The 23,086-nt window shown below is 61.9% G+C and carries 22 protein-coding genes; 16 read left to right on the forward strand and 6 right to left on the reverse strand.

The annotated features are described in order from the left end of the window. The 5 genes from BLR31_RS00750 to BLR31_RS00770 all read left to right on the forward strand — a co-directional run bounded on the left by BLR31_RS00750 (position 1) and on the right by BLR31_RS00770 (position 4,146). Positions 1-753 (forward strand): ABC transporter permease, encoded by a 753-nt coding sequence (locus tag BLR31_RS00750; protein WP_090589764.1) that lies wholly within the window; start codon positions 1-3, stop codon positions 751-753. A 4-nt stretch (positions 754-757) separates the two neighbouring features. Next, positions 758-1,474 (forward strand): fumarylacetoacetate hydrolase family protein, encoded by a 717-nt coding sequence (locus BLR31_RS00755; RefSeq protein WP_090589768.1) that lies wholly within the window; start codon positions 758-760, stop codon positions 1,472-1,474. 73 nt (positions 1,475-1,547) lie between these two features. Further along, positions 1,548-2,372, forward strand: a complete 825-nt coding sequence (locus BLR31_RS00760; RefSeq protein ID WP_090589771.1) for a sulfite exporter TauE/SafE family protein — start codon at positions 1,548-1,550, stop codon at positions 2,370-2,372. Positions 2,373-2,494: 122 nt separating this feature from the next. Next, positions 2,495-3,133: an FAD-dependent oxidoreductase gene (locus BLR31_RS00765; RefSeq protein WP_176762444.1), complete on the forward strand. Its 639-nt coding sequence runs from the start codon at positions 2,495-2,497 to the stop codon at positions 3,131-3,133. A 74-nt stretch (positions 3,134-3,207) separates the two neighbouring features. After that, positions 3,208-4,146 carry a GMC family oxidoreductase gene (locus BLR31_RS00770; protein WP_143009273.1) on the forward strand — a complete coding sequence of 313 codons (939 nt, stop codon included), beginning with the start codon at positions 3,208-3,210 and terminating at the stop codon, positions 4,144-4,146. A 62-nt stretch (positions 4,147-4,208) separates the two neighbouring features. On the opposite strand, the gene BLR31_RS00775 is transcribed toward BLR31_RS00770, so the two are convergent. Continuing rightward, a complete protein-coding gene (locus BLR31_RS00775) occupies positions 4,209-4,949 on the reverse strand; it encodes a GntR family transcriptional regulator (protein ID WP_210183870.1) in 741 nt (246 codons plus the stop codon). A gap of 246 nt (positions 4,950-5,195) precedes the next feature. On the opposite strand from BLR31_RS00775, the gene uxuA reads away from it, so the two are divergent. Genes uxuA through BLR31_RS00790 form a run of 3 tightly spaced genes read left to right on the forward strand, consistent with a single transcriptional unit; the run spans position 5,196 to position 9,293 of the window. After that, a complete protein-coding gene (gene uxuA / locus BLR31_RS00780) occupies positions 5,196-6,428 on the forward strand; it encodes a mannonate dehydratase (protein ID WP_090589782.1) in 1,233 nt (410 codons plus the stop codon). Continuing rightward, positions 6,421-7,833: a glucuronate isomerase gene (gene uxaC, locus BLR31_RS00785; RefSeq protein WP_090589785.1), complete on the forward strand. Its 1,413-nt coding sequence runs from the start codon at positions 6,421-6,423 to the stop codon at positions 7,831-7,833. Before uxuA ends, uxaC begins: the two co-directional genes overlap by 8 nt. Beyond that, positions 7,830-9,293: a mannitol dehydrogenase family protein gene (locus tag BLR31_RS00790; RefSeq protein ID WP_090589789.1), complete on the forward strand. Its 1,464-nt coding sequence runs from the start codon at positions 7,830-7,832 to the stop codon at positions 9,291-9,293. Before uxaC ends, BLR31_RS00790 begins: the two co-directional genes overlap by 4 nt. A 4-nt stretch (positions 9,294-9,297) precedes the next feature. On the opposite strand, the gene BLR31_RS00795 is transcribed toward BLR31_RS00790, so the two are convergent. The 5 genes from BLR31_RS00795 to BLR31_RS00815 form a co-directional block, all read right to left on the reverse strand. Then, a complete protein-coding gene (locus tag BLR31_RS00795; RefSeq protein WP_090589793.1) occupies positions 9,298-9,705 on the reverse strand; it encodes a VOC family protein in 408 nt (135 codons plus the stop codon). Continuing rightward, positions 9,702-10,787: an ABC transporter ATP-binding protein gene (locus tag BLR31_RS00800; protein ID WP_090589797.1), complete on the reverse strand. Its 1,086-nt coding sequence runs from the start codon at positions 10,785-10,787 to the stop codon at positions 9,702-9,704. Before BLR31_RS00800 ends, BLR31_RS00795 begins: the two co-directional genes overlap by 4 nt. Positions 10,788-10,799: 12 nt before the next feature. After that, complete coding sequence (locus BLR31_RS00805) at positions 10,800-11,885, reverse strand: carbohydrate ABC transporter permease (protein ID WP_090589801.1); 1,086 nt, start codon at positions 11,883-11,885, stop codon at positions 10,800-10,802. Continuing rightward, positions 11,878-12,876 (reverse strand): carbohydrate ABC transporter permease, encoded by a 999-nt coding sequence (locus BLR31_RS00810; protein WP_425287202.1) that lies wholly within the window; start codon positions 12,874-12,876, stop codon positions 11,878-11,880. Before BLR31_RS00810 ends, BLR31_RS00805 begins: the two co-directional genes overlap by 8 nt. Positions 12,877-12,951: 75 nt before the next feature. Then, positions 12,952-14,226 (reverse strand): ABC transporter substrate-binding protein, encoded by a 1,275-nt coding sequence (locus BLR31_RS00815; protein ID WP_090591940.1) that lies wholly within the window; start codon positions 14,224-14,226, stop codon positions 12,952-12,954. A 313-nt stretch (positions 14,227-14,539) separates the two neighbouring features. Between BLR31_RS00815 and BLR31_RS00820 the strand changes: the two genes are divergently transcribed. The 8 genes from BLR31_RS00820 (at position 14,540) to BLR31_RS00855 (ending at position 23,073) form a co-directional block, all read left to right on the forward strand. After that, complete coding sequence (locus BLR31_RS00820; protein ID WP_090589804.1) at positions 14,540-15,550, forward strand: Gfo/Idh/MocA family protein; 1,011 nt, start codon at positions 14,540-14,542, stop codon at positions 15,548-15,550. A 10-nt stretch (positions 15,551-15,560) separates the two neighbouring features. Continuing rightward, positions 15,561-16,625, forward strand: a complete 1,065-nt coding sequence (locus tag BLR31_RS00825) for a Gfo/Idh/MocA family protein (protein WP_090589809.1) — start codon at positions 15,561-15,563, stop codon at positions 16,623-16,625. After that, positions 16,622-17,392 carry a FadR/GntR family transcriptional regulator gene (locus tag BLR31_RS00830; protein ID WP_090591945.1) on the forward strand — a complete coding sequence of 257 codons (771 nt, stop codon included), beginning with the start codon at positions 16,622-16,624 and terminating at the stop codon, positions 17,390-17,392. The genes BLR31_RS00825 and BLR31_RS00830 overlap by 4 nt, the downstream gene beginning before the upstream one ends. A gap of 114 nt (positions 17,393-17,506) precedes the next feature. Beyond that, positions 17,507-18,565, forward strand: coding sequence for a LacI family DNA-binding transcriptional regulator (locus tag BLR31_RS00835; protein WP_090589811.1), 1,059 nt, complete (start codon positions 17,507-17,509; stop codon positions 18,563-18,565). 2 nt (positions 18,566-18,567) lie between these two features. Beyond that, a complete protein-coding gene (locus BLR31_RS00840; RefSeq protein ID WP_090589815.1) occupies positions 18,568-19,536 on the forward strand; it encodes an ABC transporter permease in 969 nt (322 codons plus the stop codon). 1 nt (position 19,537) lies between these two features. After that, entirely contained in the window at positions 19,538-20,434 is an 897-nt protein-coding gene (locus BLR31_RS00845; protein WP_090589818.1) for a carbohydrate ABC transporter permease, read from the forward strand. A 33-nt stretch (positions 20,435-20,467) separates the two neighbouring features. Next, complete coding sequence (locus BLR31_RS00850) at positions 20,468-21,862, forward strand: extracellular solute-binding protein (RefSeq protein ID WP_090589822.1); 1,395 nt, start codon at positions 20,468-20,470, stop codon at positions 21,860-21,862. Further along, positions 21,859-23,073: an ADP-ribosylglycohydrolase family protein gene (locus BLR31_RS00855; RefSeq protein ID WP_090589826.1), complete on the forward strand. Its 1,215-nt coding sequence runs from the start codon at positions 21,859-21,861 to the stop codon at positions 23,071-23,073. The genes BLR31_RS00850 and BLR31_RS00855 overlap by 4 nt, the downstream gene beginning before the upstream one ends. Positions 23,074-23,086 lie beyond the last annotated feature (13 nt).

Genomic DNA, 23,086 nt, shown 5'->3' on the forward strand with positions numbered 1-23,086 from the left:
ATGACCCTTTACGGACGCAAAATCCCGAAAATGGCATCGCTGGTGGTCTGGCTGATCATCTGGGAGATCGTCGGCCAGCTCGATCTCTTGATGCTGTTTCCGCCCTTCTCGTCGGTCCTCATGGCCATGGGCGAAGTGGTGACGGCCCGCAGCTTTAACGAAGCGCTGTGGATCACCGCATCGTCCTATGCGCTGGGCATGGGGCTGGCGCTGGTCGTCGGCATCACCATGGGCATTTTGATGGGGCTCTTTAAGCCCATCGACAACATGCTCAACATGTGGGTCAACGTCTTCCTCTCGGCCCCGCTCTCGGCGCTTGTCCCGATCTTCATGATCCTCTTCGGCCTCGGCACGCCGACGGTCGTCGTGACGGTCTTCATGTTCGCCGTCTGGATCATCGTCCTCGACACCCGCGCCGGGGTGCAAAACATCTCCCCATCGCTGATGGAGATGTCCCATTCCTTCGGCGCCAATCGCTTCGAACGCGCCAAGATCGTGCTTCTGGCCGCCCTCCCCGAAATCCTGGCCGGTATAAGGCTGGGGCTCGTGCGCGGCGTCAAAGGCGTGGTCATCGGCCAGTTGCTGGTCTCGATCATCGGGGTCGGCGCGCTGTTCGCCCTCTACCAGCAGAACTTCCTGATGTCCCATTTCTGGGCGCTGATCGTCCTGCTCTTCACCTTTGCCCTGACCATGGCGGACCTGATCGGCCGCTTGGAAAAGCGCATCGAATATTACGCACACGTTAGGAGTTGAACACATGAATGAAAGTGCACTCAAAGCCGACAAGGCCCCCGGCTTCGTCATCACGCCCAACGCCATCCCGACGCTGCCCGTCGAAGGTACGTCCGACGTCTTTCCGGTCAACCGCATCTTCTGCATCGGCCGCAATTACGCAGCCCATGCGGTGGAAATGGGCCATGACCCCGACAAGGAGCCACCCTTCTTTTTCTTCAAGCACGGCGGCGCGGTGATCTCTGACGGCACCTTCCCCTACCCGACCGAAACCTCTGATGTGCACCACGAGATCGAAATGGTCGTGGCCCTCGGCAAGGGCGGCACCGACATCGCCGTCGAAGACGCGCTCGACCACGTCTATGGCTACGGCATCGGTCTCGACATGACCCGCCGCGACCTGCAGGCCGACGCGAAAAAGCTCGGTCGTCCGTGGGAAGTCGCCAAGAGCTTTGAAGCCTCTGCCCCTTGCGGCCCGCTGATCCCGGCCAGCCGCATCGGCCACCCCGATCAGGGCAAGGTCGTGCTCAAGGTCAATGGCGACACCAAACAGGAAGGCGACCTCAACCAGATGCTCTGGAAGGTACCCGAGATGATCTCGATCCTCTCGCGCTTTTTCGAACTGCAGCCCGGCGACATCATCATGAGCGGCACGCCCTCCGGTGTTGGCGCCGTCGAGCGCGGCGATACGATGACGGCCATCGTCGAAGGCGTTGGTGAGTTGACCATCAAGGTCGTCTGACCCTACATACCCATGAAAGCGGAGCGCCACGCGCTCCGCTTTTCTCTCGCCATATCAGGACGAAAAATCTCTCATGTTCGACGTTGATCCGGGCCAGGCGCTGTTCCTGCTTGCCATTCTGGTCGCCACCGGCGGTGTCGCCGGCATCATTTCGGGCCTGCTCGGCGTAGGCGGCGGCATCGTCATCGTCCCCGTCCTGTTCTTTGTCTTTCTCGCCCTCGATATTTCCGAAGCCGTGCGCATGCACGTCGCTGTCGGGACGTCGCTGGCGACCATCATCTTTACTGGATTTATCTCCGCGCGATCCCACTGGAAGCGCGGCAGCGTCGATATGGATTTGCTCAAGAGCTGGGGCCCCTGGATCGCCTTCGGCGTCGTTCTGGGCACCATCATCGGCGGCAATGTCTCGGGCACTGTCCTGACGCTGGTCTTTGCGATCATCGCCGCGCTGGTCGCCATCAACATGGCGTTCAAGCCCGCCGACAACGTCACCCCCAAGCCGATGCCCAAGACCCCGCTGAAGCAAATCCTCTCCACGATCATCGGGTTGATTTCGGTAATGATGGGGATCGGCGGCGGCACCTTGGCCGTGCCCATATTGTCTTTCTTTACCTACCCCATCCGCCTTGCCGTGGGCACGGCGGCGGCCATCGGGTTGATCATCGCCATCCCCGGCTCTATCGGCTATGCGCTGTTCGGGCTTGGCGCAGAGGGACTGCCGCCCTTTTCGCTGGGCTATGTGAACCTGGCCGGGCTGATCGCCATCATCCCGACATCGATGCTGACAGCCCCCTTGGGCGTCAAACTCGCCCACACCATCCCCCAGCTCGCGCTGCGCTGGTGCTTTGCGGGTTTCCTCGCCATCACCTCGATTCGGATGATCACCAGCCTGTTCTGATATGACATTTTTGTGACGGCGTTCGATGAACGCAAATATTTACACATGTTAACTCTTGCTCGCTGATCCAATTGGAGTAAATGTTGGGCGCTGCTCCGCGATGGCGGCAGCGGAGCGAGATCATGTTCGTCGACGCACGGCGCCTGGATTCTGGCCTTCACATAACCTCGGACGTCTGCATTGTGGGCGCCGGCGCGGCGGGCATCACTTTGGCCCTCGAGCTGGCCAAGCACAGCATTGACGTCACACTGCTCGAAGGCGGCGGCATGGGAGCCGACCCCGCCACCCAACAGCTCTACGCCGGTGAAAGCATCGGCATCACCCATGACAGGCCTGAGGATTCCCGCTCGCGCTATTTGGGTGGCAGCACCAATTGCTGGGGCGGCTGGTGTCGACCGCTCGACGATTTCGACTTTACCGAACGCGCCTGGATACCCGACAGCGGCTGGCCGATTTCAAAATCGGACCTGGCGCCTTTTTATGCCCGTAGCCACGACCTCTTGCAGCTCGGGCCCCCTGATTACAGCACCCAGTTCTGGCGCGAGCGCATGGACGCACGCGGCGCAGAATTGATGGATTTGGCGGGCGCAACGATCCAGAACGTCCTCAACCAGCTCAGTCCACCCACCCGCTTCGGACGCGCCTACCGCGATCAGCTCGAAACCGCGCAGAACATTAAAGTCTATCTCTTCGCCAACGCCGCTGAAATCCAGACCACCCACAGCGGCACCGAAGTCTCCTCCATCCTCGTCAGACGCTGAACGCCAGAACCTTTCACGCGCACGCCCGCTATTTCGTCCTCGCGGCGGGCGGCATCGAAAACCCGAGATTGCTGTTGTGCTCGAACGCCGTCCAGACCAAAGGCATCGGCAATCAGAACGATCTCGTCGGGCGCTACTATATGGATCACCCGCGCGTTCAGTCCCAGCGCATCACCATCACGGACGCGCGGAGGTACCGGGCGCTCTATGATTCATCGATGCACCGGGTCAACGCCGGGCGGCGGCGGCTCAACCGCGACATCGAGGTCCATCTGGCCCCGACATTCGAGACCCAGACCGAGCTGGGCCTGCCCAATTCGCGCACCTATCTCGTCGCCCATGGCGGCAACGAGATGTCCAAATCCTATCTCGCGCTCAAGCGCCTGCAGCGCTCGTTGATGGGACGGAAGACCTTTGGCTATCCGCTCAGCCGGGTGGCGCGCGACGTCGCCATATTGATGCCGACCCTTCTGGCCCACATTCCCGGCACCATGCTCACCGTGGCCGAACTGCGCTACAATGGCGACCGCAACCGAACGAACTTCTATCTTGAATCCGTGCTTGAGCCGGTCCCAAATCCCGCTAGCCGCGTATCGCTCTCGGACCAGAAGGACCCCCTCGGCTTGCCGCGCGTCAAGATCGACTGGCAGTTGACCGCTCTCGACAAGCACCACGCTGCGACACTTCCCAAGCTGATCGGAGACGGGCTCTCCACCGCCGGGATCGCATCGCTGTCTGGTCCTCCGGTCAATGGCAGCGAGTGGCCAGCCAATGTGATCGGATGCTGGCACCATATGGCGACTACTCGCATGAGCAACGATCCGAAAAAAGGCGTGGTCGATGCCGATTGCAAGGTGCACGGCATGGGCAATCTCTTTGTCGCAGGCAGTTCGGTGTTCCCGACCGCCGGCAGCGATTCCCCGACGATTACGATTGTCGCCCTGGCCCTGCGCATGGCCGATCACCTGGCCATGCAGATCGGCGCCGAAATCCCCATCCAGCAAGCGGTATAAAGCGCTCGGAGCGCTTCCAGGATAAGTGGGCGCCATTTATCCGGTTCGGAAGCGCGAACGCTCTAGGCGTCGAACGCGTCGGCATTGTGCTCGATGACGATAGGCAACGATGTGAGCATTTCCCGCAGATGATGCCGCATGGCAGCCTCCGCGGCGTCGGGAGAAGCATCGGCGATCGCCTGCACCAGATCGCGATGCTGAACGACGATGGTGCTGGCCGGCGTGGCCGAAGAGATCGAGAGATAGCGCACGCGGTCCATTTGGGCCTTCAGATCTTCGATCACCCGCCAGCCGCGTTCGCAATCGGCCATGCGGGCAATCTCGTGATGCAATGCATCGTCGAGCGCCAGAAACCGGCTCTGGTCCGGCAGATCGCCACATTGCGCCTGTTCTTCGACCAGATTCCAAAGCGGCCGCACGGTCTCGGATGTCGCGACCTGGGCCGCGCGCCGTGCGATGGCCCCTTCGATCGCCTCGCGCAGAAAGCGGGCGTTTTCCACTTCACGGCGCGAAATCTTCTGGATGAACGTGCCGCGCTGGGGCCGGATTTCAACGAGCCCCATATCGGAGAGCTTGATGAACGCCTCGCGCACCGGCTGACGCGAAACGCCGAGCTGACGCGCCAATTCCGCCTCGGAAACCGGATGACCGGGCACCAGCCGACCATGCACGATGGCCCGCTTGATGGCGACGAACACCCTGTGCCCCATCGTCGCCTGCCGCGCACCGATGGCGCCATCGCTCAGCGGATCGAGGACAGGGTCCGGCTCCAGGTCGGACAGATTTTTGCTGCGACTACCCAAGCGCCATCTCCGAACGCGTCCCGAAATCGTCTAGCAGGTCTTCTCCGAACATCGGCACCGACTTTCAACACCCGCACAGAGCCACCATCTTACATCGAAAAGGGTCGGTTTCGAGACACCGACCATTGACCGAAGGTAGCTACCATACTAGTAGTTTAATGCAAGACGAAATGTACATCGGCGCACGGACCGGGGGTTCGCGCAACCGATGCGACGCACGCGGCCAGACGGCCATGGGAGAGTAAGATGCGGCAGACCTGGCGCTGGTTCGGGCCAAAAGATCTGGCAAAGATCGAGGACATGCTTCAGGCCGGCGTCGAGGGCGTGGTCTCCGCTTTGCACCACATTCCCAACGGCACGATCTGGGAGCCCGCTGAAATCGCCCGCCGCCAGGCCGAGATCGGCAAGCGCAGCGACGGCACGCCATCGGGACTCAAATGGGAAGTGGTCGAAAGCCTGCCGGTCTCTGAAGACATCAAGAAGCAGAAGGGCGACTGGCGCACCCATATCGCCAATTACAAAACCAGCCTCGAGAACCTGTCCGCCGCCGGCATCAAGATCATTTGCTACAATTTCATGCCCATCCTCGATTGGACGCGCACCGATCTCAACTGGCGCGTCGCCCATGGCGGCACCTGCATGCGGTTCGATATCGTCGATTTCGCCGCCTTCGATATCCATTTGCTCGCCCGGTTCGACGCCAGCGGCGATTACGCCCCCGAGATCGTAACACGCGCTCATGAGCGATTTGCCCAGATGTCCGACGGCCGCAAGCGCGAACTGATCGATAACATCACGGCGGGCCTGCCCGGCTCGACCGAAAAACTCACGCTCGAGGGCGTGCGCCAGCAACTGGCCGAATACGATCACATCTCCGCCGACCGCCTGCGCGCCAATTTCATAGCCTTTCTCGAAGAGGTCGTGCCCGTCGCCGAGCGGCTGGGCATGCGCATGTGCTGCCACCCCGACGATCCGCCCTTCCCCCTCATGGGCCTGCCGCGCATCATGTCGACGCTCGAAGATTACCGCACCATCCTCAGTGCCGTCGACAGCCCCGCCAATGGCGCAACGCTGTGCTCCGGGTCGCTGGGCGTCCGCCCCGACAACGATCTGCCCGCCATGATGAAAGCCCTGGCCCCAAAGGTCCATTTCATCCATCTGCGCAACGTCAAACGCGACAGCAATGCCATCGCCGGATCGTTCTTTGAGGACGAGCATCTTGCCGGCGACACCGACATGGTCGCCCTCATCGCCGCCATCATGACCGAAGAAGCCCGACGCAAGGCCGAAGGCCGCGCCGACCACCAGATCCCCATGCGCCCAGATCACGGCCAGGACATTCTCGACGATCTCGGCCGCAAGGCGCAGCCGGGCTATCCCACCATCGGCCGCCTCAAGGGCCTCGCCGAACTGCGCGGCATCATGCGCACCTTCGACCATCCTGAATTCGGACTAAAAAGGTCAGCCATCAATGACTGAACCCCTGCTGCATCCCGACCGCCTGTTCCCTGCCGAGCCCTCGATCCGCGCCATAGCGCGCAATCTCTATGAAACGGTCGCGGACCTGCCCATCGTCAGCCCGCATGGCCATACCGATCCAAGCTGGTTTGCCGAAAATTCCGCCTTTACCGATGCCGCATCGCTGTTTCTGATCCCCGATCATTACGTCCTGCGCATGCTGCGCTCGCGCGGCATCCCCTATGACGCCCTTGCCGTGCCGCGCAAGGATGGCGCCCCGGTTGCCGACCCCCGCGCCGCGTGGCAGATTTTTTGCGCCAACTGGTCCCTCTTCGCCGGCACCCCGTCCGAACTTTGGATCAATCATGCCCTCGCAACCGAATTCGGCATCGATGCCCCTCTGAGCGCCGACACCGCCGACGCAACCTTCGATCTGATCGGCGCCAGACTGGCTGACGCCGATTTCCGCCCGCTCGCCATTCTCGACCGCGCCAATGTCGAGGTGATCGCCACCACGGAATTCGCTCTCGATCCCCTCGATCATCATGCGACCATCAAGGCCAACGGGCTCAACCAGCGCATCCGCACCACCTACCGCCCCGACGACGTGACCGACCCCGACGCCGCCGATTTCAAAGCCAATATCGAAAAGCTCGGCGCGATCACCGGCGAGGACGTCTCGACCTGGGCCGGCATGATCAAAGCCCACGCCAACCGCCGTGCTCATTTCCGCGCCCATGGGGCGACGGCAACCGATCATGGCGTCCCCACCGCTTTGACCGCCGATCTGGCGCAGGCCGAAAAGCAGGCCCTCCTCGACGGCGCGCTCAAGGGCACGCTCACCCCAGGTGAGGCCGAACAATTCCGCGCCCAGATGCTCACCGAAATGGCCGGGCTTTCGGCCGAGGATGGCATGGTGATGCAGATCCACGCCGGATCACGCCGCGCCACCGACCCGCTGCTGCAGGCCGAACGCGGGCGCAATCTTGGCGACGACATCCCCCAGCGCACCGATTTCGTCGGTGGCTTGTCAGCGCTCCTCTCGCGCTACGGCAATGCCGAACATTTCCGGCTGATCGCGTTCACCCTCGATGAAAGCACCTACGCACGCGAACTGGCGCCCATGGCCGGATATTGGCCCGCCCTGATGGTCGGGCCCCCCTGGTGGTTCCACGACAGCTCTAATGGGATCCGGCGCTATCTCGACGCCATGCACGAGACAGCGGGCTTTACAAATCTCGCCGGGTTCAACGACGACACCCGCGCATTGCTCTCGATCCCGGCCCGCCACGACGTCTGGCGCCGCGAGGTCTCGGGGTTTCTCGCCAAGATGGTCGCAGAGCATAAGATCAGCCAGACCACTGCCCACGATCAGGCGCGCTGGCTCTGCTATGACGCCGCAAAGACAGCCTACAGGATTCCATGACTCGGTTTCATTCGCTCCAGAACCTTCCCGCAACCGTCGCCAAGCCTGGCTATGACCGTGACGCCGCGGGCATCGGCATCGTCCATATCGGGCTCGGCGCCTTCATGCGCGCCCACCTCGCCGTCTATACCGACGACGCGCTGGCGGCAGCGGGTGGCGATTGGCGCATCACCGCCATCGGCCTGCGCTCGCGAGACGCGATCGATCAGCTCAACGACCAGAACGGGCTCTATACGCTCCTCGTTCGCGATGCCGAAACGGCCGGCCGGGTGATCGGCAGCATCGCCGATGCCATCCACGCCCCATCCGACCCCGAAGCGGTGCTGGCCGCCCTCGCCGCGCCTTCAACCCGCATTGTTTCGATCACCATCACCGAAAAAGGCTATGGCATCGACCCGGCGACCGGCGGGCTGGACGTCAATGTCCCGGCGATTGCCGCCGATCTCGCCTCCGACCTCTCCGCCCCTCAAAGCGCAGTGGGCCTGATCGTTGCCGGTCTCGCCCAACGCCGCGCAGAAGGCACGGGCCCGTTTACGGCGCTCAGCTGCGACAACCTCCCCGAAAACGGCCACATCCTCAAACGCCTCGTCCTCGATTTCGCCCGCCGCCGCGATGGCGATCTAGCCGACTGGATTGAGGCCAATGCCAGTTTCCCCGCGACAATGGTCGACAGGATCACCCCGCCGCAGACCGAAAAGACCCTCGCCGACGCGCGTGCCCTCGTCGGCGCCGATGATCGTGCGGCGATCGAAACCGAACCCTTCAGCCAATGGGTCATCGAAGACGATTTCTGCGCCGGTCGCCCGGCTTGGGAAAAAGGTGGCGCGGTGATGGTCACCGACGTGCGCGCTTACGAGCGCATGAAGCTCGTCATGCTCAACGGCACCCATTCCATGCTCGCCTATGCCGGCCACGTCGCCGGGCATAAATTCGTCCGCGAGACCATGGCCGACCCCGACCTCAAGCGCTTGATCGACCGCCATATGCGCACAGCGGCCACTACCCTCGACGCAGTGCCGGGCATCGATCTCGACCAGCACCGCGAAGCCCTTCTGGCGCGGTTCGCAAACCCCACCATCGACCACCCGACCTACCAGATCGCCATGGACGGCACGCAGAAGATGCCGACACGCATTTTCGATGCGACACTCGCCGCGATCGATAAAGGCACCGACACCCAGAGCTTCGCCTTCGCCACAGCGGCCTGGATGGCTTATGTCAAAGGCGCGATCGACGGCGCCTACGCCATCCGCGACCCGCGCGAAGCCGAACTGCTCTCTGTGGCAAGATCAGCCGCGTCGCCCGAGGCACTGCTGAACGCCCTCTTCGCCCTCCCCGGCTTCGTCCCGGACGCGCTCAAGAGCCACGACGTTTTCCGGAAAACCGTCCTCTTGAGACTGCGCGTCATGCTGGAGGACGGCATGCGTGCCGCAATCACCCGAGAGGCGGCGGCCATCTAATCGCTCACCGCTGCGCCAACTCGATCACGATCCCATCCGGATCGGCAACAAACGCCACCCGCGCCACGATCTCCTTATTGTACGCCTCTCGCGGCGCTTCGATTACCGCAACACCCGCCCCAACCAGCCGCGCAAACACCGCATCGATATCGTCGAACCGAAACGTCAGATGCCGAATGCCCGCAGAACTATCGGGCAGGCGCGGCGCAGGTGTCTCAACCCGTGGAGACGGACAGATCAATTCTAGCTGCCCATTGCCGGTCTCGAGAAACGCCAACTCGCCCGAGCCGCGCGGCATCTGTTTCCGCAGCACCAGGTCGAGCCCTAAAAGCTCGCAATAGAACCCGATACTGGCATCGAGATCGCTGACGGCGATCCCCGCATGCTCGAACCCCAAAAGCCGCCCGCTCATCGCCCGATGGCCAACCCATCGGCATCGAACAGATGATATTGTTTGCCGCGGGGCGCGATGTGGAGCACGTCCCCCCGCTTGGCAAGGCTCTGCCCCGCCTCATGGATGAGCACCGGGATCTCCCCCTTGAGCGTGCAGTGGAGATAGCTGCTTGCGCCATATTGCTCGGCGACTCCCACGGCGACCGGCCACCCGGCCCCCGCTTCCCGCGAGATGACGAAATCTTCGGGCCGGACGCCGAGGGTAACGCGCTCACGCGCGCCGAGGGAGGGATCGGCGTCCGGCAGAGGCAAGGGCTGAAGACCCTCGGCCTCGAACGCGACGTGACCGGCATCGGTGCGGACCAGGCTGCCTTCGATGAAATTCATGCGCGGCGATCCGATAAAGCCCGCAACGAAGATATTGCGCGGATTGTTGTAAAGATCGAGCGGCGCGCCGACCTGCTCGATCACCCCCTTGCGCAACACGACGATCTTGTCGGCCATGGTCATGGCCTCGATCTGGTCGTGCGTCACATAGATCATCGTATTGCCCAGCCGCTCATGGAGCTTGGTGATCTCGATCCGCATCAGAACGCGCAATTCGGCATCGAGATTGGAGAGCGGTTCGTCGAACAGAAATATCTTGGGATCGCGCGTGATGGCCCGCCCGATGGCGACGCGCTGGCGCTGGCCGCCCGACAATTGCTTGGGCCGCCGTTCGAGCAATTGCTCGATCTGCAGCAATTGCGCCGCATCGGACACCCGGCGCGCGATCTCGGGCTTGGCCATGCGAATGTTTTCAAGCCCGAAGCTCAGATTCTCGCGCACCGTCATATGCGGATACAGCGCGTAGGACTGGAACACCATCGCCACCCCGCGATCGGCTGCGGGCGTATTGACCACGCTGGCGCTGTCGATCCGGATATCGCCATCGCTGACGTCTTCGAGCCCGGCGATCATGCGCAGCAATGTCGATTTCCCGCAGCCCGACGGGCCGACGAAAACCACGAACTCCCCATCGTTGATCTCAAGGTCGACGCCCGGGATCACCTCGACGACACCGAACGACTTCTTGATGTTTTCCAGCGTGAGATTGGCCATAAATCGGACCCCTTATTTGATGCCGGTCGAAGCGATGCCGCTCGTGATGTAGCGTTGCAGGAAGATGAAGGCGAAGGCGAGCGGCAGGGCCGTGAGCGTGGTCATGGCTAAAAGCAGATCGTAGCGGATGCCATATTCGGTCGAGAACGAGGCCAGCGCCAATTGCAGCGTGTAGGATTCCCGCCGCGTCAGAACCACCAGCGGCAAGAGGAAGTCGTTCCAGCGCGACAGGATGGAAAAGATCGCGACAACGGCCAGCGCCGGCGCCGAGAGCGGCAGGATGATGCGCCAGAAGATGCGCCATTCGCTGGCATGATCCATACGCGCCGCCTCGATCAACTCGTCGGGAATGGTCAGCATGTATTGCCTGAGCAGGAAGACGCCCGTGGGCGTCGCCACAGTGGGCAGGATCACGCCCCATAAATTCCCCACCAGCCCCAATTGCGCGACGATCATATAGGTCGGCACCAGAACGACGGTGGCCGGTATCATCAATGTCGCAAGGATGGCGACCAGCGCCATGTTCGACCCGCGAAACCGGTATTTCGATAGCGCGAACGCCGCCATCGAGTTCATGATCAGCGTGATGATCGTCGCAACGATCGTGATGAACAGGCTGTTGAACACATAGCGCCAGATCATCCCGCCCGTGCTCGAGAGCAGATTGGTGTAGTTCTCGCCCGCCAGATAGATCTGCCGCACCGGCTGGGCGTTTTCGACCGGAATGGTCAACCGCTCCTCGGGATTGGCCGGATCGATCATCTGCGCGTTGATGCCGACGCGGCGCAATTGCGCCAGCCGCACCGTCTCGCCCTCTTCGGTCGTGACGTCGAACAGCGGCAAGGGAGCATCATGGCCCTCGACGATCACCGTCTCCGCCGCATAGGGCAAAAGCGTCGGCGGAAATTCGGTGAGGTTGGCCGGCGTCTTGAAGGACGAAACCACCACCCACAACACTGGCGTGAACATAATCACAAGGCCCAAGAGCAGATAGACGTAAGTCAGCCAATCGGTCCAATCGAGCTTCTTGCGCCCGCGCCGCCGTGTGATGAAGGCTCCGATTGACGAGCCCGTCTTGACCACGCCGAGATCAGTCATTTGCGCCCCCTCTCGAAATACGCATCTGGATGGCGGTAAAGATCAACAGCGCCAGCCCCAGGAGCAGCGAGGCCGCAGCGGCAAGGCCGAAATTGCGCGGCTGGCTGGCAAAGCCCACCTCATAGATATACTGGACCATCAGCATGGTCGCCGAACCCGGGCCGCCACCCGTCAGAACGTAGAGTTCGTCAAACGTCTGCACCGAGCGGATGACGGCAAGGATAAACACCACCAGCAGCACGGGTTTCAGCAACGGCAGGGTGATCTTGGTGAACGATCGCCACGGACTGGCGCTATCCATCCGCGCTGCCTCATAGACGTCGCGCGGTATCGCCTGCAGGCCAGCCAAAAGGATGATGGTGTAAAACCCCATATGCGCCCAGACGGTGATGAACACCGACCAGAAAAACGCGGTATTGGGAAACACCAGCCAGTTGACCGGCGTCAGTCCCACCGCCCCCATCAACCCGTTGAGCGCGCCATTGCGCTGCAAGATCCACTGCCACATCAGGGCAACGACGACCGGCGAAAGCATCACGGGGAAAAAGAAGATGCCGCGGAAAAAGCCGCGCCCGCGAATTTCGCGGTTGAGGCAGAGCGCCGTAATCAGCGCCACCCCGATCATGACGGTCACCTGGATGGGTACGAACACGGTCGTATTGCCCAAAGCCCGCCAGAACAGATCGCGCGAGCAGGTCGAAGGATCGAGATAATTTCCGCAATCGAACAGCGTTGCGTAATTGGCCCCGCCGATCAGCGGGCGATCCCAGGGAAACAGCCGGTCGCTGCCACTTACCGAGTAAAAAATATTGATGAACACCGGCAAAAGCGCAAACAGCACCACCGCCGTCAGATTGGGAATGAGGAAGACCCAGGGCATGCGCTTGATGCCGACAAGGCGCTGCAGGCCATACATCAAGGGCTCGATCAGCCGCGCCGGTAACGCCGCTATGGTGCCCGTCGCTGCCGCAAATTGGCTCCGTGCGCTCATCCATTCATCCTTAAATGACCGGGATAAAAGCCGCCCCGCGCAAGCGGGACGGCTGTTGGCTTAGCGAGACGCTGATCAGCCGCCCGCTTGGATCGCGAGGTTGACGTCTTCCTCGATGCGCACCAGTGCTTCATCGACGGTCAGCTCATTGTTGAGCACCTGGCTGATGCGCGTGGTCATCGCGTTCATCATGGCGCGCTGATAGCGCCATCCCTGGAAACGATAGGCCGCATCATCCATTTTGGGGATCTGCGCGATAAACGTCGCCAAGGCTTCCGATGTCCGCTCGGAGGCCGAGGGATATTCGACGCCGTTTTCGATCTGCGACACAGCCGATGGGATCTCGACCTCGTTGGAGATGTAGTAGTCGAGGTTCTCGGGCCGGGCATAGAAGTCGATCAACTGGCCGGCGATATCGGGATTTTGCGAATGGCTGAAGACTGTCATCGCGCCACCGCCCGGCATCACGGTGCATGAGGACGGCCCGCAGGGCGCAGGAATGACGGCCCAATCGAAGAGGTCGCCCACTTCGGTATCCATTTGCGCCAGCGTCCACGACCCGCCGAAATACATCACGGTATCTGCGTTAAGGAAGTCCGAGAACAGCTCGCGGTGCGTCGCGCCGCCAACGGCACCCCAGAGATCCATCGGCATCGTGCCGTCCTGGTGCCATGTAACGAATTGCTCGATCGCCGCCTTGAGGCCGTCATCGACCACCGGATTGCCCGCTTCGTCGACGAGTTCGGCGCCATAGGAAATCGCAAGGCTGGCAAAGCGGTGGCCTGAGCGATCCATCTCCATGGGGAATTCCGTGCCGGTCGCTTCGGCGACCTGCCGTGTGGCCTCGGCCCATTCTTCCCATGTCGCACCCTCTTCGGGCACGGGCACGCCGGCCTGCTCGAACAGCGTGAGATTGACGTAGCCGCCATTGACCGTCAGCGTCGTCGGCATGCCAAAGATCGCCGTCGTTTCCGTGTCGCCTCCGCGCAGCCAGCCAAGCGTCTGGCCCCATTCCTGCTCGAAATAGTCGGCATCCACGCTGTCAGTGATATCGGCATAAAACCGGCTCAGCCCGCCCAGATCGGTGATGATCGCGATATCGGGCCCCTCGCCCGCTTCGAGCTGCACCGGCAGGCTCTCGACTAGCGTCTGGTAGCTGACCTCTTCGACCACGACGTCAACGCCGGGGTTTTCGGCTTCGAACTGCTCGGCGAGTTCGGCAAAAATCTCGCCACCCGTACCGGTATCGCCGGCCCAGAGCGTGATCGTCTGGCCAAAGGCCGTCGTTACGGACGCGCTGGTCATAAGCAGCGCGAGGGCGGTCGTCGTCGTCAACGTCATTCGTAACATTGCTTCCTCCTCCTCAGGACGCCATCGCTTGAGCTGCGACAGATGTGAAAACCTGTTCTGGTAAAACCAAAATGTCAAGTCTCTGGTTTGACCAGATTTTGGCGCGCGATATGCTTTCCGTCTAAGTATTCGAAAAATCAGCGCATTTCCTCACATTTCGCACTCGCTCCAGACAACACCGGCCACGCGAGGATGCGCATTCCTGCCCGTCGCCCCCCTTGACAGCATAGGTGAATTTCGCTCTGGTTTGACCACAGAGACGATTTCGGCTCCGCGATCGGCAGCCGCAAGATACCCCGGAGGACAGTTTCCAATGCTCAGATTTGCCGCCATCGGCATCGACCACGGCCATATCTTCGACCACGTCAAAGGCCTCACCCGCGCCGGTGCCGAGTTCGTCGGCTATTGCCCGAAAACCTCGATCCCCGGCCTTGTCGAAAATTTTGCCAGCACCTATCCCGACGCGCCGCAGATCGATCGCGAAACGCTTTTGGCTGATCAAAGCATCGACATCATCTGCACCGCCGCCATCCCCCGCGACCGCGCCGGCATCGCCATTGCCGCCATGCGCGCCGGCAAGGACGTGATGAGCGACAAGCCCGGCGTCACAACCTTCGACCAGCTCGATGACATCAAGAAAACCGTCGCCGACACCGGCAAGATCTTTTCGATCTGCTTTTCGGAGCGCCATTGCGTACGCTCGGCGGTCAAGGCCGGCAAGCTCATTGCCGAGGGCGCCATCGGTCAGGTCATCCAGACCATCGGCACCGGCCCGCACCGGCTCGGCCAATCGCGCCCCGACTGGTTCTGGAAGCACGACGCCTTTGGCGGCATCATCGTCGATATCGCCTCTCACCAGATCGACCAGTTCCTCTTTTACACAGGCTCCACCACGGGCGAAGTCGTGACATCCCAAATTGGCAATTTCGCCAACCCCCAAGCGCCTGAGTTCGAAGATTTCGGCGATTGCCTTTTGCGCAGCGACAAGGCCACCGGCTATGTGCGCGTCGATTGGTTCACCCCCGATGGCCTGCCCACATGGGGCGACGGACGCCTCACCATCATGGGCACCAAGGGCTATATCGAACTGCGCAAATACATCGATATCGCGGGTCGCGAGGGTAAGGACCACCTGTTCCTCGTCAACGACAAGGGCGTCGAATACATCGATTGCGCGAACGAAGAGCTCGACTATTTCCGCCAGTTCAGCGCCGATGTGCGCGACCGCACCGAGACGGCCATGACCCAGGACCATGTCTATGAGGTCTGCCGCCTTTCGCTGGAGGCGCAGACCCGCGCCACCGACATTTCTCCCAAGCTCTAAGGATATAGCCATGACCCGGAAACTGCGCGTCGGCGTAATCGGAGCCGGCATCGCCCAGCGCCATCTGGCCGGCTACAACTGGAACAAGGATCTGTTCGAGGTGCCGGTGCTCTGCTCGCTCGACGAGGACCGCGGCCGCCAGGCCGTGGCCGAATTCGGCGTCGGCGAGTTCACCAATAACGTCGAAACGCTCTTTGCCCGCGACGATATCGACATCATCGACGTCAGCACCCCGCCCGATTCCCATTTCGAATTCTCAAAGCGCGCCATCGAGGCGGGCAAGCACGTGATCTGCGAAAAGCCCCTGTTCGGCTCGATCGCCGATGTCGACAAAATGGTCGAGATCGTTGCGAAAACCGATCGCAAATTCATGCCCATTTTCCAGTATCGCTATGGCTCGGGCCTGCAAAAGCTCAAGCGCCTGATCGAACTGGGGCTGACTGGGAAGCCCTTCCTCACCACAATAGAAACTCATTGGTGGCGCGGCCCCGCCTATTACGACGTACCCTGGCGCGGCAAATGGGCCAGCGAATTGGGCGGCGGTCTTTTGGGCCACGCCATCCACGCCCACGACATGCTCAACTACGTCCACGGCGCCTGCGCTGAAGTCTTTGCCTATGGCGAAACGCTGGTGAACAAGATCGAAGTCGAAGACACCATGGCGCTCTCGATCAAGATGGCCAACGGCTCGCTCGCCGCCCTGTCGATGACGCTGGGCTCGCGCAAAGAAATTTCCCGCCTGCGCTTCTGCTTTGCCGATATGGTCGCCGAAAGCATCCTCGAACCCTACACCATGGGCCGCGACCCCTGGGTCTTTACCGCCGGAGAGCCCGAACATCAGGCCAAGATTGACTCTGCCCTCGCGCAATACGAGGTTGCAGAGGATGGATATACCCGCCAGTTCGAACTCTTCCACGACGCCATCGTCAATGACGGCGAACCGCCCGTCACCCTCGAAGACGCGCGCAATTCACTGGAACTGGTCACCGCAGCGTACTATTCCCAGCGCACCGGCCAACCGACACAACTTCCCATCACGGCCAATCACCCGCTCTATACGTCATGGCTGCCATGAACAGGAAAACCGCCCAGCAAGGAGACGCGACCATCACAGATGATTTCGCCCCGCGCCTGTTTGCCGGGCAACGGCTCTATCAGATCGTGGCGCGCCGCATCGCGCGCATGATTGAAGCCAATGCCGGGGATCCGGGTTGGCACATGCCGTCCGAGCGCGAACTGGCCGAAGAGCTCGAAGTCAGCCGCCCCGTGGTGCGCGAGGCGGTGATCGCGCTCGAAATGCGCGGCATCGTCGAGGTGCGCGGTCGCGCCGGCATCATGGTGCTGCCGGCCCGCCCCGGTCAGATCAATTTCGATCTGGCCGGCGTCGATACCGGCCCCGGCCCCTTCGAACTCCTCGAAGCGCGCCTTGCTATTGAGTCCAGCGCCGCGGCGCTGGCCGCCGAACGCGCCACCTCCTACGACATCATGATGCTCGAAGAATGCATCGCCCAGATGGAGCGCGAAACCGAAGTCGTTCTGCTACAGGAAAAAGGCGACAGGGACTTCCACATGACCATCGCGAAGATGACCAACAACGCCATCATCATCTCGATGATCGAGGCGCTGTGGAGCCAGCGCGACGAATCCGTGATGTGGAAAAAACTCCACGAACACATCCACGCCGAAAGCGTCCGCCCGCTCTGGATCGGCGACCACCATTCCATCGTCTCCGCCCTCAAGATGCGCCACCCGGACGCGGCCTATAAGGCCATGTCGCGCCACATCAAGAACGTCATCAACGAACTCCTCGAAGCCGACGAACGCGGCCGCTTCGCACCCTGACTATCCGTCGTTCGCCAACTGCATACAGATTATTGACTCGCGTTCGCAAAAATTGGTAACGTTCCCAAAACGGCACTGGGAGGAAAGGCGCGAAATCGCGCCGCCGTGCGCACCATGAGCAATTCGGGCAACAGGCAACCGACGATTATCGACATCGCCAAAGCGGCCGGTGTCTCGAAAAGCACTGTCGCGCGCGCCCTGTCCGGTTCCCCCCATATCGGCGAGGCGAGCCGCGAACGCGTCCTCACCGCAGTGCGCGCACTGGGCTATGAGCGCAACCATCTCGCCCACTCCCTGCGGGCGGGTCGCACCGGCATGATCGGGCTCGTCATTCCCGACATCGCCAATCCCTTCTGGGCGGAAGTCGCCCGCGGCGCGCAGGATGCCGCCGCCGCCAATGGCTCCTCTCTTTTGATCTTCAGCTCCGACTGGGACGCCGCGCGCGAAGCCAGCCATCTGCGCGCCCTGCGCCAGGCGCGCGTCGATGGCGCCATAGTCAATCCGGTCGCCGACAATGTCGATGGCCTGGGCCGCTTCGGCCTCCCCGTCGTCCTCATCGGATCGAGCGCCGAGCGCTTTCCCGAGCTCTCGAGCGTCGGCAGCGACATCGCCCAGGGCGTCGCCCTTGGGCTCGATCACCTTGCCAGCCTTGGACATTTTCGCCCCGCCCTCCTTTTGGGCTCGCCCAATCGATTGGCACGCGTGCGCTTTTTGCGCGTCGTGCACGACCATTGCCTCGCCCATGATATCGACCCCGCAACGCTGATGATCGAAGAGGGCGAATACACTGTCGAATCCGGCAAGGCCGCCACACTGCGCCTCCTTGAACGTGAAGGCGCAGCCGTCCGGTGCATCTTTGCCGCCAATGATCTGATGGCACTCGGCGCCCTGCTGGCCGTGCGCGAGGCCGGTCTCACCTGCCCCGGCGAAGTGTCCATTTTGGGCTTTGACGGTATTCCAGCCGGAGCCTTCTCCGACCCCGGATTGACCACCATCGAAAAGCCCGCCCGGTCCATTGGCCTTGAGGGCATCAAGCTTCTAGCCGAGGCCATCGACGGCAATCTCGATCACCGCCGCGTGCTGCTCGAATGTACGCTCACGATGCGCGGATCGCTCGCCCGGACGGAAAAAGATAACCGCTCCGCACGGCTCGTCGCGGGAGGGAGGAACTAGGGATGAGTTTGGACGAAAAGCAACTGGCAGCGCATTTATCCGTGATTGGGAACGTTCCCAAAACGGCTAATCTGCGGACCGCACTCGGCATGAAAATCAGGGCCTGGTGGCCCTATTACCTCATGCTATTGCCGGGCCTCGTCTATTTCATCGTCTTTCACTACTACCCGATCTATCAGGCCAAGCTCGCCTTTGAGGATTTCCGCATTTTCGGTGACAACCTCTGGGTCGGCACCAAGCATTTCGAGACGCTTTTCGACTCGCGCGCCTTCTTTCAGGTCCTCGCCAACACCCTGATCATCTCGGCCATGAAGATGGCCTTCGTCTTCCCCGTCCCCATCCTTCTGGCGCTCTTGATCAACGAAGTGCGCGCCTCCGGCCTGCGCCGCTTCATCCAGTCAGCGATCTACCTGCCGCACTTTTTGTCTTGGGTGGTGATCGCCGGCATCTTCATCGCCGCGCTCTCCCCCTCGTCCGGTGTCGTCAACGAAATCCGCGGCTGGGCGGGCCTCTCGCCACGCGGCTTCATGACCGAAAGCGGCTCCATCCGCTGGGTCGTTGTGTTTTCCGAGATGTGGCGTTCAGCGGGCTGGGATTCGCTGCTCTATTTCGCCGCCATCATGGCCATCGACCCCCAGCTTTACGACGCCGCCGAAATGGACGGCGCCAACCGCTGGCAGAAAATCATCAACGTCACCCTGCCCGGCATCACCCCGACCATCGCGACGCTGTTCATCCTCAATGTCGGCCTGTTCATGAACGCGGGGTTCGATCAGGTCTTCAACCTCGCCAACGACGCCGTGCGCGACCAGATCGATATCATCGACACATATGTCTATCGCATCGGCCTGCAATCGGGACAGTTCTCGCTGGCCACCGCTGCGGGGCTCTTCAAGGGCGTCATCGGCATGGTGCTGATCGTTGCCGCCCATACGATTTCCAAGCGACTGACCGGCAAGGGGGTGTGGTAACATGGCCCGCGCCAATTCAACCCGTTTCGAACGCCTCGAACAGACAATCATCGTCTCGAGCCTCTTGCTGATGGTGGTGATCACCGTCCAGCCGATCCTCAACCTTCTGGCCGTATCGTTTTCAGACCCGGCGCAGGTGCCCTCCATGAGCGGGCTCGCCGTAACGCCCAGCGGCTTTTCCACCGACGTTTGGATGCTGTTGCTCAGCCATCCCGGCGTTCAGCGCGGTATGCTCAACTCGGTGTTCATCACCGTCACCGGCACCATCCTCAACGTCACCTTCACCGCCCTCATGGCCTGGGCGCTCTCCCGCCCTCGTCTCCCCGGCCGACGCATTCTTTTCGTCTTCGTCCTCGCCACCATCGTTTTCGAGCCCGGCCTCATCCCTGACTATTTCGTCGTGCGCGAACTGGGCCTGCTCAACACCTATTGGGCCGTCATCCTCTATAAGCTCGTCAACGCCTGGTATCTGATCATCCTCATCCGCTTTTTCGAGGAAGTCCCCGGCGAACTGCTCGAGGCCGCCGAACTCGATGGCGCCAACGCCTTCCAGACGCTCTGGAAAGTGGTCCTGCCGCTCACCATGCCGGCGCTCGCCACCATCACCTTGTTCTACCTCGTCTATCACTGGAACGAGTTCCTGCGCCCCATGATCTACCTCACCGACTCCGCAATGCATCCCCTTCAGGTCGTGCTGCGCAAATTCGTTCTTGAAGGCGACAAATCCTCGATGGTCGGCGTCGCCGCGATGACCAATTACCAGGGCGCCGGCCAAATCAGCTCCCGCGCGCTGAACGCCGGGATGATCATGCTGACCATCCTGCCCATTCTGGCGGTCTATCCGCTGATTTTAAAGTTCTTCACCAAGGGCACCATGAGCGGTGCCCTCAAGGGATAACCACAAGCACATTCTACCAAGGAGGAGAGTAAAATGCTTGCACGAAATCTGCTGAGTTCGGTCGCTGCGATCGCAGTGGCCGCGGGACTGGGAGGGGCCGCACTGGCTCAGGACGTCCCAACTGTCACCATCATCGCCCATGAAAATCCCGGCGACGCCGAATTGGCCGAACGCATCGAGGCCAGCATGGCCGAAGCGGGCACGCCTGTCGATATCGAACTCATCGGCATCCCCAGCTCGGGCTATCCCGACGCCTTGAGCCTGCGCCTTCTCTCGGGCGAAATCCCCGACATCATGTATTTCCAGGGCGCCGATGCCGAGTTCGCCAATCAGGGCATTCTCGAAGATCTCCGCCCCTGGATCGAACAGTCGACCTATCTCAAGGACGCGCTCTGGGCGCACAACGTCGCGCGCCTCGAAAACTACCCCTATCTGCTCTATGTCTTCCCCGCCCGCACCAAATCCGCCGTCGTCCGCAGCGACTGGCTCGAAGAGAGCGGCCTCGCCGCGCCGACCAATCTCGACGAGTGGACCGAATTCCTGCGCGCGATGTCGGAGTCAGATTTCGACGGCAACGGCGCCCAGGACACCTACGGCATCCTTGCGCCAGACAACACCGCCGAACTCGACGCCATCTTCAACCCCTCATTCGGCGTCACCGCGACCTGGCTTGAACAGGACGGCGAATGGATCCACGCCCGCGTATCGGACGCCGAGCGCGCCAAGCTTGAATATTACCAGATGCTCTACGCCGAAGGCATCCTCGACCCCGAATACGTCACCTCGAACTGGGAAGTGAAGGAAGACAAATTCTACACTGGCCGCGTCGCCGTCGTCATGGGCACCGCCGGTCCGGTGATCGATATCTACCGCACCAAGATGCAGGAAATAAACGAAGGCTCCGACCTCACCCTGCTTGCGCCCCCCGACGGACTGGAAGCCGTTAACGTCGCCAAGGAAGATCGCGGATTCGCCATCCACGCCATGAGCGACAACAAGGAAGCGGCTTTTGCCGTCCTCGACTTCCTCGCCAGCCCCGAGGGCCAGTTCATCGATCGCCTCGGCGTCGAGGGCGAGCACTACACGATGAACGGCGACACCGTCGAAGTCCTGCCCGCCATGGGCACCTGGTATCCGCGCTTCTGGACGGTCAATCCCGACTATTGGAGCCCGCCGGTCGACCTGCTCTCCGACGTCGGCCAGGGCTCTCTCGCCCAGGGTGCTGAATATTTCGTGCCCGACAACGCCTTTGTCTGGCCCGCCGAACTGGCCAGCGATGTGGACGCCGCCGAACAATACTACCGCTCGTCGGTCTTCCGCTTCGTCTCTGGCGAATGGTCGATGGACCAGTGGGACCAATATGTCGAAGGCTGGAACGCAGCCGGCGGCAACGCCATGACCGAATACGCAAGGACAGTGCTTCCATGACACAACAGCAGAACGCGGGCCCGACTTTCAACAGCCGGGTCCGCGGGCTGCTCCATGGCGTTGCCTTTGGCGACGCCATCGGGGCGCCCGTCGAAAAACTGACGCCAGCCGAGATCAAACAGCTGTACGGGCGCGTCGAAACGCTCGACACCCAATGGCACCGAACGAGCCGCGACCCCGCCGCCGGCAATGGCCGCGTGCGCGGCAATGGCATCGTCACCGACGATACGCTCATGACGCTGTCGCTGATCGCCGTCTATAACGAGGTGCGCCGCCATATCGACGCCTGGGACATGGCCGAGGGCTTCGTGCGCCAGATCGCATGGGTGCACCGCTACGTGCCCGAGCTCCAGCGCGAATGCGCCCTCCTCGAACGCCTCTTCTATCCTGAAAAATGGATATTCCAGCGCCACCAATTGTCCTCATGCGACCCGCGCCAGGGCGGCATCGGCAACATGGTCAATTGCGGCGCCGCCATGTACATCGCCCCCATTGGCGTCGTGAACGCCTGCGACCCAATCGCCGCCTATGACGAAGCCATAGCGTTTGCCTCCGGCCATCAGCAGAGTTACGGCTTAGAGGCCGCGGGCGTCCTCGCCGCAGCCGTCGCCGCCGCCTTCGTGCCGCAAACGAGCATCGGTGAAATCGTCGGCAGCGCCCACGCCTTGGCCAAGGACGGCACCCGTACCGCCATCGCCGACATCGCCGAAGCCGCTGAAATCTTGAGGGACAAAGGCGCCGAACCCGACGAAATCGTTACGACCTTTCACGCCCGCATCGCACGCTTTTCAGCGCTCGGCGACGATCTCGACCACACCTCGGCCCGCGCCGGTCAGCCCAATGCGGGCTACCAGCCCTCGCGCTTCCAGGCCATCGAGGAACTGCCCTTGGCGCTCGGCTTTGCCATCGCGGCCGGTGGCGATTTCCGCACCGCTATCGAGAACGGCATCAATTCGGGCCGCGACACGGATTCCATCGGCGTCATGGCCGGCGCGATACTTGGCGCCATGCACGGCGAGGCCGTGATTGATGCTGCCGAGGCTGCCCAGATCGACAAGATCAACCGCCTAGACCTCGCATCCGAAGCCGGCCGATTTGCCGACACGGCCCTCGCCATCATGGCCGCCGACGACGCACGCCGCACCGAACTGGCCACGCGTCGCGCCGCCATTTTCGGGGACCGGACGCCCGAACGCGCCATGGCGCTCTAACCCATTCAGACTT

Source organism: Pelagibacterium luteolum, from assembly GCF_900100665.1.
GTDB classification, from domain to species: domain Bacteria; phylum Pseudomonadota; class Alphaproteobacteria; order Rhizobiales; family Devosiaceae; genus Pelagibacterium; species Pelagibacterium luteolum.

Excerpts from the sequence above, each read along its gene's own strand:
- BLR31_RS00750 (WP_090589764.1), top strand. The coding sequence starts at position 1 with ATGACCCTTTACGGACGCAAAATCCCGAAAATGGCATCGCTGGTGGTC.
- BLR31_RS00755 (WP_090589768.1), top strand. The coding sequence starts at position 758 with ATGAATGAAAGTGCACTCAAAGCCGACAAGGCCCCCGGCTTCGTCATC.
- BLR31_RS00760 (WP_090589771.1), top strand. The coding sequence starts at position 1,548 with ATGTTCGACGTTGATCCGGGCCAGGCGCTGTTCCTGCTTGCCATTCTG.
- BLR31_RS00765 (WP_176762444.1), top strand. The coding sequence starts at position 2,495 with ATGTTCGTCGACGCACGGCGCCTGGATTCTGGCCTTCACATAACCTCG.
- uxuA (WP_090589782.1), top strand. The coding sequence starts at position 5,196 with ATGCGGCAGACCTGGCGCTGGTTCGGGCCAAAAGATCTGGCAAAGATC.
- uxaC (WP_090589785.1), top strand. The coding sequence starts at position 6,421 with ATGACTGAACCCCTGCTGCATCCCGACCGCCTGTTCCCTGCCGAGCCC.
- BLR31_RS00790 (WP_090589789.1), top strand. The coding sequence starts at position 7,830 with ATGACTCGGTTTCATTCGCTCCAGAACCTTCCCGCAACCGTCGCCAAG.
- BLR31_RS00795 (WP_090589793.1), bottom strand. The coding sequence starts at position 9,705 with ATGAGCGGGCGGCTTTTGGGGTTCGAGCATGCGGGGATCGCCGTCAGC.
- BLR31_RS00800 (WP_090589797.1), bottom strand. The coding sequence starts at position 10,787 with ATGGCCAATCTCACGCTGGAAAACATCAAGAAGTCGTTCGGTGTCGTC.
- BLR31_RS00805 (WP_090589801.1), bottom strand. The coding sequence starts at position 11,885 with ATGACTGATCTCGGCGTGGTCAAGACGGGCTCGTCAATCGGAGCCTTC.
- BLR31_RS00810 (WP_425287202.1), bottom strand. The coding sequence starts at position 12,876 with ATGAGCGCACGGAGCCAATTTGCGGCAGCGACGGGCACCATAGCGGCG.
- BLR31_RS00815 (WP_090591940.1), bottom strand. The coding sequence starts at position 14,226 with ATGTTACGAATGACGTTGACGACGACGACCGCCCTCGCGCTGCTTATG.
- BLR31_RS00820 (WP_090589804.1), top strand. The coding sequence starts at position 14,540 with ATGCTCAGATTTGCCGCCATCGGCATCGACCACGGCCATATCTTCGAC.
- BLR31_RS00825 (WP_090589809.1), top strand. The coding sequence starts at position 15,561 with ATGACCCGGAAACTGCGCGTCGGCGTAATCGGAGCCGGCATCGCCCAG.
- BLR31_RS00830 (WP_090591945.1), top strand. The coding sequence starts at position 16,622 with ATGAACAGGAAAACCGCCCAGCAAGGAGACGCGACCATCACAGATGAT.
- BLR31_RS00835 (WP_090589811.1), top strand. The coding sequence starts at position 17,507 with ATGAGCAATTCGGGCAACAGGCAACCGACGATTATCGACATCGCCAAA.
- BLR31_RS00840 (WP_090589815.1), top strand. The coding sequence starts at position 18,568 with ATGAGTTTGGACGAAAAGCAACTGGCAGCGCATTTATCCGTGATTGGG.
- BLR31_RS00845 (WP_090589818.1), top strand. The coding sequence starts at position 19,538 with ATGGCCCGCGCCAATTCAACCCGTTTCGAACGCCTCGAACAGACAATC.
- BLR31_RS00850 (WP_090589822.1), top strand. The coding sequence starts at position 20,468 with ATGCTTGCACGAAATCTGCTGAGTTCGGTCGCTGCGATCGCAGTGGCC.
- BLR31_RS00855 (WP_090589826.1), top strand. The coding sequence starts at position 21,859 with ATGACACAACAGCAGAACGCGGGCCCGACTTTCAACAGCCGGGTCCGC.